Genomic DNA, 15,007 nt, shown 5'->3' with positions numbered 1-15,007 from the left:
CATGTATATTTATACAGTATATAAAATGGTACTATTAAAAGTTATTGGTAACAAGGAATGAAAAAATGAATAAGCGGCGTTGCGATTGGGTAACCAGTGATCCTGAATATTTGGCATATCATGACGAAGAATGGGGTAAACCTGAACGAGATAAGTACAAGCTTTTTGAAATGATCTGCCTTGAAGGTCAACAAGCAGGGCTATCTTGGTATACCGTGCTTAAGAAAAGAGAAGGTTTTCGTCGTTGTTTTTTTGATTTTTCGCCTGAAAAAATTGCCAAAATGACAGATAAGGATGTTGAGACCTTATTACAAAATCCCGCAATTATTCGTCATCAAGGAAAAATTAACGCCATTATTAACAACGCACGTATTTTTATGGCAATGGAAGAACAAGGTGAAGACTTTAGTCAGTTTATTTGGCAATTTATTGATAATAAACCCATTATTAATCAGTGGAACGATATTTCTCAGGTACCCGCATCAACTGACATCTCAGATAAAATGGCTAAAGCCTTAAAGAAAAAAGGCTTCAAATTTGTTGGCACAACAACTTGCTACGCTTTTATGCAAGCCGTTGGTATGGTAAATGACCATATTCTCTCTTGTTTTTGTCGCCAAGAAGAGAATAAAAACACCAATAAAAAGTAAAATATGAGTTGAGTTATCTTTAATTTGAGATGTAATTGGATTTATATTTCAATATTTTCATCTGTATTAATATTGTTGTTTTATGATTTTGATTATAACTATTGATGCAGATTAAAGCTCGCGGTATGGTGTTTCTTAACGAGAAAACAACATAGAAGATACCTGCAAAGATGACTCAACTATCACAATTTGGGCAAAAGTTTGCCCAGCATTCAGGCATTGCTCGCTTGATGCAAGACTTAAATGAAGGTATTCGCACACCTGGCGCAGTGATGCTCGGGGGGGGAAATCCTGCTCATATTCCTGAAATGGATAATTATTTTCGTCAATTACTTAAAGAGATGACAGAAAATGGCTCATTAAGTGATGCGGTTTGTAACTATGATGGCCCGCAAGGTAAAGATGCCATGTTACAAGCGCTGGCGGCATGTTTAAAAGAGAAGCTAGGCTGGAATATTTCGGCGAAAAATATTGCACTAACTAATGGCAGCCAAAGTGCTTTTTTCTATCTGTTTAATTTATTAGGTGGCACAACCAAGGATGGGAAAAAACGTAAAATTCTTTTCCCAATCGCCCCTGAATACATTGGTTATACTGATTCTGGATTAGAAGAAGATCTGTTTGTTGCGAATAAGCCAACAATAGAAATGTTGCCGAATGGGCAATTTAAATATCATGTTGATTTTGCTCATCTTGAAATCAGTGATGATATTGCGGCTATTTGTGTTTCGAGACCAACAAACCCAACGGGTAATGTTATTACAGATGACGAAGTTGAAAAGCTAGAGGCTTTAGCTAAACGGCACAATATCCCTCTGATTATAGATAATGCTTATGGTGTTCCTTTTCCAGGTATTATTTTTACTCAAGCAACACCTCGTTGGAATGACAACACTATCCTTTGTATGAGTCTATCTAAGTTAGGCTTACCAGGAGCGCGTTGTGGCATTATTATTGCCAGTGAAGAGCTGATTTCAGCCATTACAAATGTTAACGGCATTATTAGCCTCGCACCCGGTGGAATTGGGCCTGCAATGGCATTAGAAATGCTAAAACGCGATGATTTAATGCGGTTATCCCAAGACGTGATAGGGCCTTTCTATCATCAACGAGTACTTGAAACTATTCATATTATTCGCCGCTATTTACCTGAAGAACGTTGTCTTATTCATAAGCCTGAAGGTGCAATCTTTTTATGGCTTTGGTTTAAAGACTTACCTGTTTCTTGTGAAGAGCTTTATCGTCGTTTGAAAAAACGTGGCGTATTAATGGTGCCGGGACATTACTTCTTTCCAGGATTAGAAGATTCATGGGATCACGCTCATCAATGTATGCGAATGAATTACGTACCTGAGCCTGAATTGATTGAGGAAGGAATAAAAATTCTGGCTGAAGAAATCGAGAATATCTATCAGCCAGTGAATATCTAATAAAAATGCCCCTTCAGCGAGAAGAAGGGGCAAAGACAATAACGAGGACTTTTGAGCATAAGTTTGACGGAAAGAAATTGATTACTAAAAATTTAGCAATCCGTCTCAATCTAAATTTCTTAGCACGAGAACTATTAAAACAGATATTTATAAAATCTATGGCTTAAATAAGAGCCATTCATTGCCTTAATTATCCCTCTGCTAAGCTAAATGTGGATTTTGATAACAAACTTGGCTCAACTATTTAATATATTTATTATTTTTACTACAAAGTCCATATGATAAGTGCCATCAATTGTGGTGTTATGATGCGTAAAAACATGGCTAAAGGGTAAACTGTGGCATAGGAAAGCGCGGCAGCTCCACTTGAGCTATGAATTGAGTTTGCGAAGGCTAATGCAGGGGGATCGGTCATTGAGCCTGCTAACATTCCGCAGAGACTTAAATAATTAAGCTTAAAGAAGACTCTGGCGAGCACACCAACAATTAATAACGGTAATAACGTAATCAAAATACCGTAGCCAATCCAACTCAAGCCTTGACCATTAATTAACGTTTCAACAAATTCACCGCCAGAGTTTAGCCCTACCACCGCAAGAAACATGACAATACCCAGTTCTCGCAATGCCAAGTTTGCACTTGGAGGCATAAACCAATAGAGCTTACCAAATGTACCAATACGCCCTAAAATTAAGGCAACAACAAGGGGACCACCGGCTAATCCCAGTTTAAGTGCCACAGGAATGCCGGGAATAAAAATAGGAATAGAGCCAAGTAAAACCCCTAAGCCGATACCAATAAAGACAGGGAGCATTTGAACTTGTTCTAATTTCTGACGAGCGTTACCTAACAGGATTGTAATAGCTTCAATAGATTCAGGACGTCCAACGACATTAAGAATATCCCCGAATTGCAACATACTATTATTGCTTGGAATAAGTTCGATACCTGCGCGGTTCAATCGAGTCACTACAACATCGTATTTTCTTTTCAGATCCAGATCTTTTAAACGCTTACTGAGTACAGAATCATTCGTTACAACGACCCGCACTGATTGCAGTAAATTTGTTGATGTTGAAAGTGAAGCGTCGACCTCTTCACCAAGTACTAGGCGTACTTTATTGAGATCTTCTTTTGAACCCACAATATGCAGTAAATCTCCCAACTGAATAATCGTTGATGGCATAGGTACCATAATATTATCTCCACGCTTTAAACGGGAGCAGACGATGGCGTCTTCATTGAGCAGAGGAATATCTTGCATTAATAAGCCATCTAAATTGGGGTTTTTAATCGCAATATTAATGGTATGTAGTGCATCTTTAGTGCTGTGTTGTTGGTTGCTAAAAGCTTTTGCTTCTTCATCAATGTTGATTTTAAAGAACACACGAATAAGCCACATTACTAGCAGAATGCCACAGATCCCCATAGGATAAGCCATGGCATAGCCCATCCCCATTTGCCCCACAGATGTTGGGTCAACATGTAGATCTGTCAGTATTTGTTGTCCTGCACCTAAAGAAGGGGTGTTGGTAACAGCGCCCGAGAAAATACCCAAAATGATAGGCAAAGGAACCTCAAATAGACGATAAATAGACGCGGTTATGATTGAGCCAAGAAGAATAATTAATATGGCAAAGGCGTTTAGTTTTAAGCCCGAAACACGTAGTGAGGAAAAAAAACCAGGGCCGACTTGGATACCAATAGTATAAACGAAAAGAATAAGCCCAAATTCTTGAATAAAATGAAGGGTCTGTGCATTAAGAGATAAGTTATAGTGTTGAGCAAAGTGGCCAATAATAATTCCACCGAAAAGAACACCACCTATCCCTAGGCTGACCCGATAAATTTTGATATTGCCAATCCAAAGACCTAGAGCGCCTGCTAATGACAACATCACCATTGTTAATGCAATATCACTCATAAAAAAGATCCTGTACCCAAAAACAAAAATGAGAAAATTTGAGCTAAAACGATAAACCTATTTTGGCAAAAAACGATGAAAGTCGCTGTGTCTTATCGCACAGATTCAACATATATAGAGATCAAAAAAACAAGAAAGATAAATATAGAGTGAAAGTATTTATTTAAAATAATGAAGGTTGAATTTTAATATCATCGAAACATAATAATTAATAATATTATTATGCTTTTTTTTATTGGATAAAGTGAAACTTTCTTATACTAGAATTATTTATTTAATGACTGAAAAATTAAGCTTTTTTATATCATCTTTCTCTTGTCCTATAAGAGAAAACAGGTTTAACTATATGATAAAAAGCGTTGACTACAGATCTCGTTTTATAGGTGCCCTATGATATTCAGAATGACAAGTAAAAATTTAACATTAGTCACATTTTTGACGACATTACTGACAGGTTGCTCAAGTGTTATGACTCATGCAGGCCCGAATAAAGAACTTTATTCAGGGACAAAAAATAACATGACAATGCTAAAAGATGATGAAACTGGATGGGCAATGAAACCATTGGTTATTCTCGATCTCCCTTTTAGTGCCGTATTAGATACTTTATTATTACCTTATGATTATTATACTCAGGGTGATGATAAAAGTGATAATTCACCTAAAGAGCGCATAAAAAGATTGGAAAGCACAACTGTGAATAATAGTCATGAAAATAAGAATTAATATCAAGTTAATGACTAAATAATAAATAAGTAGTTATATTTAGTCATTATCTGTTTATTTAATTATTTATTTAGCACTGTTTCTTCTTTAGGGCCAAACATCTTATTCAAACTATTAAGCTCTTGCATTTCCTTGTCACATATTACTTTTTGGTTTGCCAAAGGCGCTGTCATTATCTGCTTTTTGCTTTGCTCGAAGTTAGCCTTAATCTCCGGTATATTATGTTTTAGATCTTCTCTTTGAGAAATGTACTGAATAAATTTATCCGCTTCTTTAAAGTACACTCGGCAAGCATGAGCTGTAGATGCTTGAGCTGGAAGTGTGGTTGACAATAAAAGTAGTGCGACACCCCACCAACATTGTTTCATTCTCTAAACTACCTACCTTATTTGACATAAGGTAATTATATAAAAAGCACACTAATTAGACGACAATAATTAAGAATAAATTTGTTATTTTTTTTCATGTTTTATGGACAACGTAAAGAAAGCCATAGTAAAACGAGGAAAGAAAGGTGAGCTTGTTACAATAAAGCTAAAACTCACCTCGTTTTTATGATAAAAAAGTTAAAAATCAACCGTTTTGGTTGAAAACCATACGAACAGTCAGGAGATACTAAAAAAGTATTGACGGAGTGGGTTTCTGGCAGTAAGATGCACCTCGTTTTCGGCGAGTAGCGCAGCCTGGTAGCGCAACTGGTTTGGGACCAGTGGGTCGGAGGTTCGAATCCTCTCTCGCCGACCATATTAAGAAACCCCGCTTTTAAAGCGGGGTTTTGTCGTTTTAGTCTTACCAAAATACCTTGCTCTTATTTTTGATTTCGCCATAAATGGTGTTTTCTCTCGATCATCTCACTTCTATCTCATCTCTATCTTGCATTCCAAACACGCATTCTGCTCAGAAGCAGAGAACCGTGGAAATATTTTCCAAATTAAGAGAAATATTGGCTAGAAATAGCTTTGGATTTATCCAGCTCAATAAAGTTGTTTTATCCTTAAATGATTTTATAAAAGCCCTATTAATAATCTAAAGAAACCTCTCAGTTTTTCGTTTAACTCTCTTTTTATTGAGGATGGAACGTCTGAGAATGTTGAACGAACATAAATTTTTCACTATAAAAGCATGAAAATCATTAATAACAGACTGAATCTAATCGGCTTATCTAGTTAAGTGGTTTGTTAAGAGCCAAAAATTGATACTTTTCACTCTATTTGCCTGATTAAAACTAAAATCAGGATCGTCTAGCAAGGTGATTATTTTTCTTCCATAACAGAATAAAGCACCAAGTTCTTTGTTTCATTTCAAAATATTCGTTCAATATTTAAGCGGTTAATCACAAATTATGGCTTTTTTTAAAATAGTCATTTCACTTAAGGATTTCTTAATGTGTGGTTTTATTGACTAGATATTAGTCAGAGACTTATTTTTTTATTCTGAGTTTGTTCGATATTTGTTTCATTTGTGTTTATAACAGGTTCTTTTTACCTTCTAACACCTTATTGACGTAAGGGAATACAGTTGGTTAATTGAACAATGACAAAATAAAAAGGTATTCCGTTTTTAAACAGGAAACCAAAACACAACAGAACAATTTCGGAGAGTAATGATGAAAAGCTCCAAAAAACAGACAGGAATTTTGACCGCTACAATTGGATTGCTCGCATTAGCTGTTTCTGCGGGTGTGCAGGCCAAAACATTGGTGTATTGCTCTGAAGGTTCGCCTGAAGGATTTAACCCTCAGTTATTTACCTCTGGAACAACCTATGACGCAAGTTCAGTACCTATCTATGACCGTTTAGTTGAATTTAAACTGGGTACAACAGAAATTATTCCGGGCTTAGCTGAAAGCTGGGATGTAAGCGATGATGGCAAAGTGTATACCTTTCATTTACGTAAAGGCGTGAATTGGCATAGTAGTAAAACCTTTAAGCCAACGCGTGAATTTAATGCGGATGACGTGATGTACACGTTTATGCGTCAAATGGATCCAAAACATCCTTACCATAAAGTCTCTGGCGGAAGTTATGAATACTTCTCCGGCATGGATATGAACAACATGATCGAGAAAATCGAGAAAGTTGATGATCATACCGTTCGTTTTGTTTTAACTCGTTCAGAAGCACCTTTTATTGCTGATATGGCAATGGACTTTGCATCCATATTATCTGCTGAATATGCGGATAATATGATGAAAGCAGGTACACCTGAGAAAGTGGATCTAGATCCTATCGGTACAGGGCCTTTTCAATTACAGCAATATCAAAAAGATTCTCGTATTCTTTATAAAGCCAATGACCAATATTGGGGTAAAAAACCAGATATTGACCGTTTAGTCTTCTCTATCACACCTGATGCCTCTGTACGATATGCAAAACTGCAAAAAGGTGAGTGTCAGGCAATGCCTTTCCCAAATCCTGCTGATATTGCGAAGATGAAACAAAATAGCGATATCAATCTATTAGAACAACCAGGCTTAAACGTGGGTTATATCTCTTTTAACGTTGAGAAAAAACCATTGGATAACCAAAAAGTTCGCCAAGCATTAAGTATGGCGGTGAATAAAGACGCCATTATTGAAGCGGTTTATCAAGGTGCAGGTCAGAAGGCGAAAAACCTCATCCCTCCTACAATGTGGGGTTATAACGATGACATCGTTGATTACGAATATAACCCTGAAAAAGCGAAAGCATTGCTAAAAGAAGCTGGTCTTGCAGATGGTTTTACTATCGATTTATGGGCAATGCCAGTACAGCGTCCTTATAACCCAAATGCCCGCCGTATGGCTGAAATGGTACAAGCGGATTGGGAAAAAATTGGCGTTAAAACCAAAATTGTAAGTTACGAGTGGGGCGAATATCTCAAGCGCGCTAAATCTGGCGAACACCAAGCAGTCATGATGGGTTGGACTGGTGATAACGGGGACCCTGATAACTTCTTCGCTACGCTATTTAGTTGTGCAGCAAAAGAGCAAGGATCGAACTATTCAAAATGGTGCTATAAGCCATTTGAAGATCTGATCCAGCCTGCACGAGTAGCCGCCGATCACGAAAAACGTGTTGAACTCTACAAACAAGCTCAAGTTGTTATGCATGATCAAGCGCCTGCTCTGATTATTGCTCACTCGACTGTTTATGAGCCTGTGAGTAAAAAAGTAGAAAACTACGTGGTTGACCCATTAGGTAAACATCACTTCGAGAATGTCTCTCTTAAATAATAGCAATACCTAATCGTTGGGTTGTCTTAAGTACGGTGTCTTTCTTTATGAAAGGCACCGCTATTCAATAATAACGAATACATTCAGTACACTGTGGGCGCAGGGGACTTTCCCCTGATTTATCAGCGCTATCTTTTAGCTGATGTTTGAAAAGAGAATTAGGATATGCTGCAATTTATCCTTCAACGTTTGGGACTTGTGATCCCTACGTTTATCGGAATTACATTACTGACGTTTATTTTCGTTCATCTTATTCCCGGTGATCCGGTAATGATTATGGCGGGTGAGCGTGGACTTTCTCCAGAACGACATGCTTATTTAATGGCTGAATTGGGACTGGATAAGCCTTTATGGCAACAATATCTCAATTATCTAAATGGTATTCTCCACGGTGATTTAGGTATCTCATTAAAAAGCCGCATTCCTGTATGGGATGAATTTTTACCTCGCTTTAAAGCTACTTTAGAACTTGGCGTTTGCGCCATGATTTTTGCGGTTTCAGTTGGGATCCCTGTTGGTGTTTTGGCTGCGGTAAAACGTGGTTCTATTTTTGATCATACCGCGATTAGTGTGTCATTAGCAGGTTACTCCATGCCAATTTTCTGGTGGGGGATCATGTTAATCATGCTAGTGTCTGTAAAATTAGACCTAACCCCAGTCTCTGGGCGCTTGGCTGATAGTGTCTTTTTAGATGACAGCAACCCACTCACTGGATTTATGCTGATTGATACCTTTATTTGGGGGGAGGAAGGGGATTTCTTAGATGCAGTTCACCACATCATTTTACCTGCTATTGTATTAGGAACCATTCCTTTAGCTGTTATCGTGCGTATGACGCGTTCTTCGATGCTTGAAGTATTAGGCGAAGATTATATTCGTACTGCTAGAGCAAAAGGTTTGAGCCGTGCTCGCGTCATTCTTATCCACGCATTACGCAATGCGATGTTGCCTGTTGTCACCGTTATTGGATTACAAGTTGGAACAATGCTGGCTGGTGCAATTTTAACAGAAACTATTTTCTCATGGCCGGGATTAGGACGCTGGTTGATTGATGCCTTACAGCGACGCGATTACCCAGTTGTTCAAGGTGGTGTGCTTTTAATTGCAACGATGATTATCTTTGTCAATCTGTTGGTTGATGTTCTTTATGGCATTGTGAATCCTCGTATTCGCCATAAAAAATAAGGAATGCATAATGACTGAAAATAAAGTAACACCGGTCATCAGTGCACCGGCTCCCATGACGCCCTTCCAAGAATTTTGGCACTACTTTAAACAAAATAAAGGTGCTGTTGTTGGGTTAATCTATATTGTAATTATGTTGCTTATTGCATTACTGGCAGGCTTTCTTGCACCTCATGCCCCTAATGAGCAATTTCGTGATTTCTTATTAGTGCCTCCTGTTTGGCAAGAAGGGGGAAGCTGGCAATTTATTCTCGGTACTGATGATGTTGGTCGCGATATTCTTTCTCGCTTAATGTTTGGTGCTCGACTTTCATTATTGGTGGGCTGTATTGTTGTCGTGCTATCACTTATCTTAGGAATTATTCTAGGATTGGCCGCGGGTTATTTCGGTGGTCTTGTAGATATCGGCATTATGCGTGTCGTCGATATCATGTTGGCATTACCAAGTTTATTATTGGCATTAGTGTTGGTAGCTATTTTTGGTCCTTCTATTGTTAATGCTTCTATCGCACTGACCTTTGTTGCTTTACCTCACTATGTTCGATTAACGCGAGCCGCTGTTTTAATTGAAGTTAACCGCGATTACGTTATTGCTTCTCGTGTTGCGGGGGCGGGCTCAATGCGTCAAATGTTTATCAATATCTTACCTAACTGTCTTGCCCCTTTAATTGTTCAAGCCTCTTTAGGTTTTTCTAATGCCATCTTAGATATGGCAGCATTAGGCTTTTTAGGAATGGGCGCGCAGCCACCGACACCTGAATGGGGAACCATGTTATCTGATGTATTGCAGTTTACACAGAGTGCGTGGTGGGTTGTGACGTTTCCTGGTCTTGCTATTTTGTTTACCGTATTAGCCTTTAACTTAATGGGTGATGGTTTACGAGATGCACTTGATCCGAAATTAAAGCAGTAACGGAGTAAGAACATGGCATTACTAAATATTAATCAATTATCTGTTCACTTTGGTGATGAAGATACTCCGTTTAAAGCGGTAGACCGAATAAGCTATCAGGTTGAAGAAGGGCAAGTTGTGGGTATTGTCGGTGAGTCTGGCTCTGGTAAATCAGTCAGTTCATTGGCAATTATGGGACTTATTGATTTTCCGGGACGAGTGACAGCACAAGAGCTTTATTTTGATGGCAGAGATCTGATGAAAATCTCTGAATCAGAGCGACGAAATTTGGTGGGTGCAGAGGTTGCAATGATTTTCCAAGATCCGATGACAAGCTTGAATCCTTGTTTTACGGTTGGCTATCAAATTATGGAAGCATTAAAAGTCCATCAGGGAGGAAGTCGTAAAACACGTAAACAACGTGCTATCGATCTCTTAACGCTGGTGGGTATTCCTGATCCTGCTTCTCGCTTAGATGTCTATCCACACCAGCTTTCAGGGGGAATGAGCCAGCGTGTGATGATCGCAATGGCGATCGCTTGTCGCCCTAAATTATTGATTGCAGATGAACCTACCACAGCACTGGATGTGACTATTCAGGCTCAAATCATAGAGCTTTTGCTCGATTTACAAAAACAAGAAAATATGGCGCTAGTGTTGATTACCCATGATCTTGCATTAGTGGCAGAAGCCGCAGACACCATTATTGTGATGTATGCGGGGCAAGTGGTGGAATCTGGAAAATCATCAGAAATTTTTAAAGCGCCTCGTCATCCTTATACTCAAGCATTATTAAGAGCACTCCCTGAGTTCGCGAGTAATAAAGCGCGATTAGCATCGCTACCGGGCGTTGTACCAGGGCGCTATGATCGACCAACAGGTTGCTTACTCAATCCTCGTTGCCCATATGCTCATGATGAATGTTATAAGGTTGAGCCTGAATTAAAAGAATTAGGAACGCATCGTGTGAAGTGTCATACACCGTTAGATAATGCAGGGGAACCTACCCATGGCTGAAGTTAATCTAAATGTATCAACTCCTTTATTAAAAGCGGTTAATTTAGCGAAGTATTACAGCGTAAAAGGCGGGTTTTTTTCAAAAGAGAGAACAGTTAAAGCCCTTGATGGTGTCTCTTTTGAGTTAGAACGTGGTAAAACTTTGGCTGTTGTTGGTGAGTCAGGATGCGGTAAATCCACATTAGGTCGATTACTCACGATGATTGAGGTTCCTACTTCAGGCGAGCTTGCTTATCGTGGGCAAAATCTGTTAATTAAAGATAAATCGGCTGAGAAGCTACGTCGCCAAAAGATCCAAATTGTGTTTCAAAATCCTTATGGATCATTGAATCCGCGTAAAAAAGTAGGGCAAATTTTAGAAGAGCCTTTATTGATTAATACAACACTGAATGCCTCTGAGCGTAAAGAAAAAGTATTATCAATGATGGCAAAAGTGGGGTTAAAAACAGAGCACTATAGCCGATATCCTCATATGTTTTCTGGTGGTCAACGTCAGCGTATTGCTATTGCGCGTGGTTTGATGCTTGATCCAGACATTGTGGTAGCCGATGAGCCTGTTTCTGCGCTGGATGTATCCGTTCGTGCCCAAGTACTGAATTTGATGATGGATCTACAACAAGATATGGGGCTCTCTTATGTTTTTATTTCTCATGATCTCTCGGTTGTTGAGCATATTGCAGATGAAGTTATTGTAATGTATTTAGGGCGTTGTGTAGAAAAAGGAACAAAAGCTCAAATTTTTGAAAATCCACAACATCCTTATACACAGGCATTATTATCAGCCACACCAAGATTGACGCCTGAATTAAGACGAGAGCGTATTAAATTAACGGGAGAATTACCGAGCCCATTAAATCCGCCACCGGGTTGTGCTTTCGCTGCTCGTTGCCGTCGTGCATTTGGGCCATGTAGTCAATTACAGCCAACATTAAAAGAGTATAATGGTCAGCTTATTGCTTGTTTTGCGGTGGAGCAAGATAACGCGATAGTTTAAATAAAATAAATTTATCTCATAAAATAAGAACAATATACTGATTTATATTGTTCTTATTTTTTTATTAATAATATTTAATCAATCTTAACTAAATAATCTAATAATGATTTTATAGATATCAAATATTATATTTATATGAGTTTTTTAAAATATAAACTTCAATGATATTAAAGGAAAATAATATTTTTTACTAAGAAATATACTGCGGTTAGCATTGCACTTTAACTTGAAGTTAAGGTTTTAATAGCATTTAATTTTATATTTTTTAGTGAATTGTATCTTTTTATTAAAATAAAGTAGATTTATTGTAGATAACCAAGAAAAAATAATATTTAATTTTTATTTTACTATTTTTATCTTATAACTATACTCAAATAATAATAGTTATATATTTATCTACTTTCATTTTAATGGATAAGCGCTTTTTATAACGCTATTTTCTTTATTGAGAGTGATACATAATCACAAAAATACAGTATAATCGCTCTGATCAGACATGTATATTGGAAATAGCAACGATGAAACCTCATCTTAAACATTCATTAACAATAAAACAGATGGCCGCTGTTGCGGGCGTTACGTTGGTGACTATTGCTATTTTTATCAGTATTCAACTTGTTTATTTGATAGATCAACGCCGTGAAGATTATCAAAATCAGCTTTTTAATGCTGGTGTAAGTATCCAGCAACCACTCGCTGATGCATTGTTACGATCAGATTTGAACGATGCTAAACAACAGATTGTTACACTAAAAGCGGCGGGTATTTTAGGTAAAGCGATTGTCATGCAACCCGAAAATGTACAAGTGATGAGTTTAGATTTCGCACCTAAGAAAGAAGTCTCTGAATTCTCAAGTTGGCTTTTTGGTATTCCCGTTGAAGCTGTTATTCCTTTACAGCCATTAGGTATTACTTCAACAGATGATAAGTCCTATAGTGGTCATCTCATTTTACAGGCTGACACAAATCGTTTTTATCGTTTTGCCAGTAATACAGTTGCCTTGATGCTAACAACATATCTGTTGATGGGGCTTATTCTGACGGTTGCTATTAGCTGGTGTATTAATCGTATTGTTGTAAAACCTTTACGCCAAATCGCCGTCACCCTCAATAAAGATAGCCAAGTTTCAGCGTTATCTTGTCCAAAATCACATTGTGATGATGAGATTGGTTTGCTGGTTAAAGGATATAATCATCAAAAATCTGATCAAAAATTGCCGAAGGTCTGAACCTTCTTACGCCATAATGAGTCTAATCACTATAGTGATTTCATTTCATGTTTCTGTGGTGATAAAGATGATAATACAAAAAATAGACATCCAACATCTAACATGTCTTTTGGCACTTATTGTTAAACCTCATAAGTGGTTTAATACCAAGGATTAATACAACAGAGGTTCACATGCAGGGTGTAATGACACGAATTTTATTGGGAAGCGTTATGTTCGGCGCTGTTATTTGCCAAGTTCAAGCGGAAGCTTTGCAGCCTGATCCGGCTTGGCAAGAAGGGCGACTAGCAAATGGTTTTCAGTGGCAAATCTTACAAACACCGCAACGCCCAAATGATAGAATACAGATCCGTTTATTAGTCAATACAGGTTCTTTATCAGAAAAAAGCAGTGAAACGGGTTTTTCATCCTTAGTGTCCAAACTCAACGTTTTGGAAAATACAGGCTTAACGCCAGAGAAACGCGATAATCTATGGAAAAATGCGTTAGATCCTGACTATCCGTTACCTCCAATGATCGTTTCATACGATTTTACTGTTTATAATCTAAGTTTACCGAACAACCAGCCTGAGCTATTAAAGGATGCTTTTGCATTATTAGCAGGTATTGCTAAACCTGCTGAATATACCGAAGATGCGGTTCGTAATGCGGTTCAATCACCACTTCCTATTGCAACATTTCCTCTCAATATTGAAGATCCTATTTGGCGCACACGCCTTGAAGGCTCAAATCTAAAAGGCCACAATCCAGGAAAACCGGTTAATCAATCTGTAAATACTAAAGAGCTGTCAGATTACCAACAACGTTGGTATACCCCAGATATGATGACACTTTATGTTGCAGGTAATGTTGATAATCGAGTATTGACTGAAAGTATTAATCAGGCATTTTCAACTCTATCAGGAAAGCGTGTAACACCTGTTCCAGTGCCTGTTCTTGCCGATATGAAACCTGAAACGTTATATGTGCAAGAGCCTATGCGTGCAAAAGACCAAATTGCTTTAATTTGGGATTTAGACTGGTCGCCAGTAAAAGACTCTGACACATTAAATAAATATTGGTTAAGTGATTTAGCTCGTGAAGTCATTTTTGTGCATTTGGGTCGTAGCCTTGAACAACGTAAGGAAAACGACAGTACTCAAATTAACATTGATTGCCGGGTACAATATCAGCGTGCAAGTTGTTCTTTAAATATTGATACTGCAACGGCTCATATTCCTGCATTAGCATCATGGGTGGGAGAAGAGTTAGGTCGTTTACGTAATCAAGGTATTAGTGATGAACTATACCAAGAGCTTCAACAAGAAAAACAACTTCAATTAACTCAGTTGTTTGCCCGTTATGCAAAAACCAGTACGGCAATTTTAATTAATCAGCGTCTGTTATCACAACAAAGCAATATTATTGATATTCCACCTGAACAATATCAGCGTTTACGCCAAGCATTTTTAGCTGGTTTAACAAAAGAGACATTAAATCAGGAGCTTTCAAGAGTTTTATCTGAAGATATTACTTTTGTATTAACGCAAAGTGGTGAAACACCAACGGTGAATTTAGGTGAATTGCGTATTCAATTTGAAAAGCAAGTTCATCCAGAAACGGCAAATACACCTGCGCCTGTTGCAACTAATACTACACCAAATAAAGCAGTTGAAACTCCGGCTGTAACAACTCCAGCGGTAGCCACAACACCGACGAAGAAACCGTAATAAAACAGAGATAGGCTGATATTAGAAATTTATCAGC

At 38.0% G+C, this 15,007-nt stretch carries 12 protein-coding genes and 1 tRNA gene; 11 read left to right on the top strand and 2 right to left on the bottom strand.

The window, feature by feature from the left end:
* Nucleotides 1–65: 65 nt before the first annotated feature.
* Together ACNARN_RS12605 and ACNARN_RS12600 are read left to right on the top strand one after the other, a co-directional pair.
* Complete coding sequence (locus ACNARN_RS12605; RefSeq protein WP_198620064.1) at nucleotides 66–650, top strand: DNA-3-methyladenine glycosylase I; 585 nt, start codon at nucleotides 66–68, stop codon at nucleotides 648–650.
* 170 nt (nucleotides 651–820) lie between these two features.
* Nucleotides 821–2,080: a valine--pyruvate transaminase gene (locus ACNARN_RS12600; protein WP_198630379.1), complete on the top strand. Its 1,260-nt coding sequence runs from the start codon at nucleotides 821–823 to the stop codon at nucleotides 2,078–2,080.
* 265 nt (nucleotides 2,081–2,345) lie between these two features.
* Here the strand turns inward: ACNARN_RS12600 and ACNARN_RS12595 are convergent, their stop codons facing one another.
* A complete protein-coding gene (locus ACNARN_RS12595; protein WP_416304522.1) occupies nucleotides 2,346–4,004 on the bottom strand; it encodes a putative transporter in 1,659 nt (552 codons plus the stop codon).
* A 402-nt stretch (nucleotides 4,005–4,406) separates the two neighbouring features.
* Here ACNARN_RS12595 and ACNARN_RS12590 point away from each other — a divergent pair, with 402 nt between their 5' ends.
* Nucleotides 4,407–4,730, top strand: coding sequence for a YceK/YidQ family lipoprotein (locus tag ACNARN_RS12590; protein WP_198630380.1), 324 nt, complete (start codon nucleotides 4,407–4,409; stop codon nucleotides 4,728–4,730).
* A 62-nt stretch (nucleotides 4,731–4,792) separates the two neighbouring features.
* Here ACNARN_RS12590 and ACNARN_RS12585 read toward each other — a convergent pair whose 3' ends face one another.
* The gene (locus tag ACNARN_RS12585) at nucleotides 4,793–5,098 is read right to left on the bottom strand and encodes a DUF5339 family protein (protein ID WP_198620060.1); all 306 of its coding nucleotides are present in this window, start codon (nucleotides 5,096–5,098) and stop codon (nucleotides 4,793–4,795) included.
* A gap of 299 nt (nucleotides 5,099–5,397) precedes the next feature.
* Here ACNARN_RS12585 and ACNARN_RS12580 point away from each other — a divergent pair.
* The 8 genes from ACNARN_RS12580 (at nucleotide 5,398) to ACNARN_RS12545 (ending at nucleotide 14,970) form a co-directional block, all read left to right on the top strand.
* Nucleotides 5,398–5,474, top strand: a tRNA-Pro gene (locus tag ACNARN_RS12580).
* A gap of 862 nt (nucleotides 5,475–6,336) precedes the next feature.
* On the top strand, nucleotides 6,337–7,944 hold the full coding sequence (dppA, locus tag ACNARN_RS12575; protein WP_100159698.1) for a dipeptide ABC transporter periplasmic-binding protein DppA: 1,608 nt from the start codon (nucleotides 6,337–6,339) through the stop codon (nucleotides 7,942–7,944).
* 165 nt (nucleotides 7,945–8,109) lie between these two features.
* Entirely contained in the window at nucleotides 8,110–9,129 is a 1,020-nt protein-coding gene (dppB, locus tag ACNARN_RS12570; RefSeq protein WP_196534055.1) for a dipeptide ABC transporter permease DppB, read from the top strand.
* A gap of 10 nt (nucleotides 9,130–9,139) precedes the next feature.
* Nucleotides 9,140–10,042 carry a dipeptide ABC transporter permease DppC gene (gene dppC, locus ACNARN_RS12565; protein ID WP_160230778.1) on the top strand — a complete coding sequence of 301 codons (903 nt, stop codon included), beginning with the start codon at nucleotides 9,140–9,142 and terminating at the stop codon, nucleotides 10,040–10,042.
* Between the two features lie 12 nt (nucleotides 10,043–10,054).
* Nucleotides 10,055–11,038 carry a dipeptide ABC transporter ATP-binding protein gene (dppD, locus tag ACNARN_RS12560; RefSeq protein WP_196534054.1) on the top strand — a complete coding sequence of 328 codons (984 nt, stop codon included), beginning with the start codon at nucleotides 10,055–10,057 and terminating at the stop codon, nucleotides 11,036–11,038.
* Complete coding sequence (gene dppF, locus ACNARN_RS12555) at nucleotides 11,031–12,032, top strand: dipeptide ABC transporter ATP-binding subunit DppF (RefSeq protein WP_416304521.1); 1,002 nt, start codon at nucleotides 11,031–11,033, stop codon at nucleotides 12,030–12,032. Before dppD ends, dppF begins: the two co-directional genes overlap by 8 nt.
* A gap of 518 nt (nucleotides 12,033–12,550) precedes the next feature.
* Nucleotides 12,551–13,261 (top strand): HAMP domain-containing protein, encoded by a 711-nt coding sequence (locus ACNARN_RS12550; protein WP_416304520.1) that lies wholly within the window; start codon nucleotides 12,551–12,553, stop codon nucleotides 13,259–13,261.
* 173 nt (nucleotides 13,262–13,434) lie between these two features.
* Entirely contained in the window at nucleotides 13,435–14,970 is a 1,536-nt protein-coding gene (locus ACNARN_RS12545) for an insulinase family protein (protein WP_232799436.1), read from the top strand.
* The last annotated feature ends 37 nt before the right edge of the window (nucleotides 14,971–15,007 follow it).

Source organism: Proteus sp. TSJ240517 (assembly GCF_047921575.1).
Classification (GTDB): Bacteria; Pseudomonadota; Gammaproteobacteria; order Enterobacterales; family Enterobacteriaceae; genus Proteus.
Note: the sequence above shows the minus strand (reverse complement) of the source record. Positions and strands in the feature narration are given on the sequence as shown.

Bases quoted from the DNA above. Each gene is read 5' to 3' on its own strand.
- ACNARN_RS12590 (WP_198630380.1), top strand. From the start codon at position 4,407: ATGACAAGTAAAAATTTAACATTAGTCACATTTTTGACGACATTACTG.
- ACNARN_RS12595 (WP_416304522.1), bottom strand. From the start codon at position 4,004: ATGAGTGATATTGCATTAACAATGGTGATGTTGTCATTAGCAGGCGCT.
- ACNARN_RS12605 (WP_198620064.1), top strand. From the start codon at position 66: ATGAATAAGCGGCGTTGCGATTGGGTAACCAGTGATCCTGAATATTTG.
- ACNARN_RS12545 (WP_232799436.1), top strand. From the start codon at position 13,435: ATGCAGGGTGTAATGACACGAATTTTATTGGGAAGCGTTATGTTCGGC.
- dppD (WP_196534054.1), top strand. From the start codon at position 10,055: ATGGCATTACTAAATATTAATCAATTATCTGTTCACTTTGGTGATGAA.
- ACNARN_RS12550 (WP_416304520.1), top strand. From the start codon at position 12,551: ATGAAACCTCATCTTAAACATTCATTAACAATAAAACAGATGGCCGCT.
- dppC (WP_160230778.1), top strand. From the start codon at position 9,140: ATGACTGAAAATAAAGTAACACCGGTCATCAGTGCACCGGCTCCCATG.
- ACNARN_RS12600 (WP_198630379.1), top strand. From the start codon at position 821: ATGACTCAACTATCACAATTTGGGCAAAAGTTTGCCCAGCATTCAGGC.
- ACNARN_RS12585 (WP_198620060.1), bottom strand. From the start codon at position 5,098: ATGAAACAATGTTGGTGGGGTGTCGCACTACTTTTATTGTCAACCACA.
- dppA (WP_100159698.1), top strand. From the start codon at position 6,337: ATGAAAAGCTCCAAAAAACAGACAGGAATTTTGACCGCTACAATTGGA.
- dppF (WP_416304521.1), top strand. From the start codon at position 11,031: ATGGCTGAAGTTAATCTAAATGTATCAACTCCTTTATTAAAAGCGGTT.
- dppB (WP_196534055.1), top strand. From the start codon at position 8,110: ATGCTGCAATTTATCCTTCAACGTTTGGGACTTGTGATCCCTACGTTT.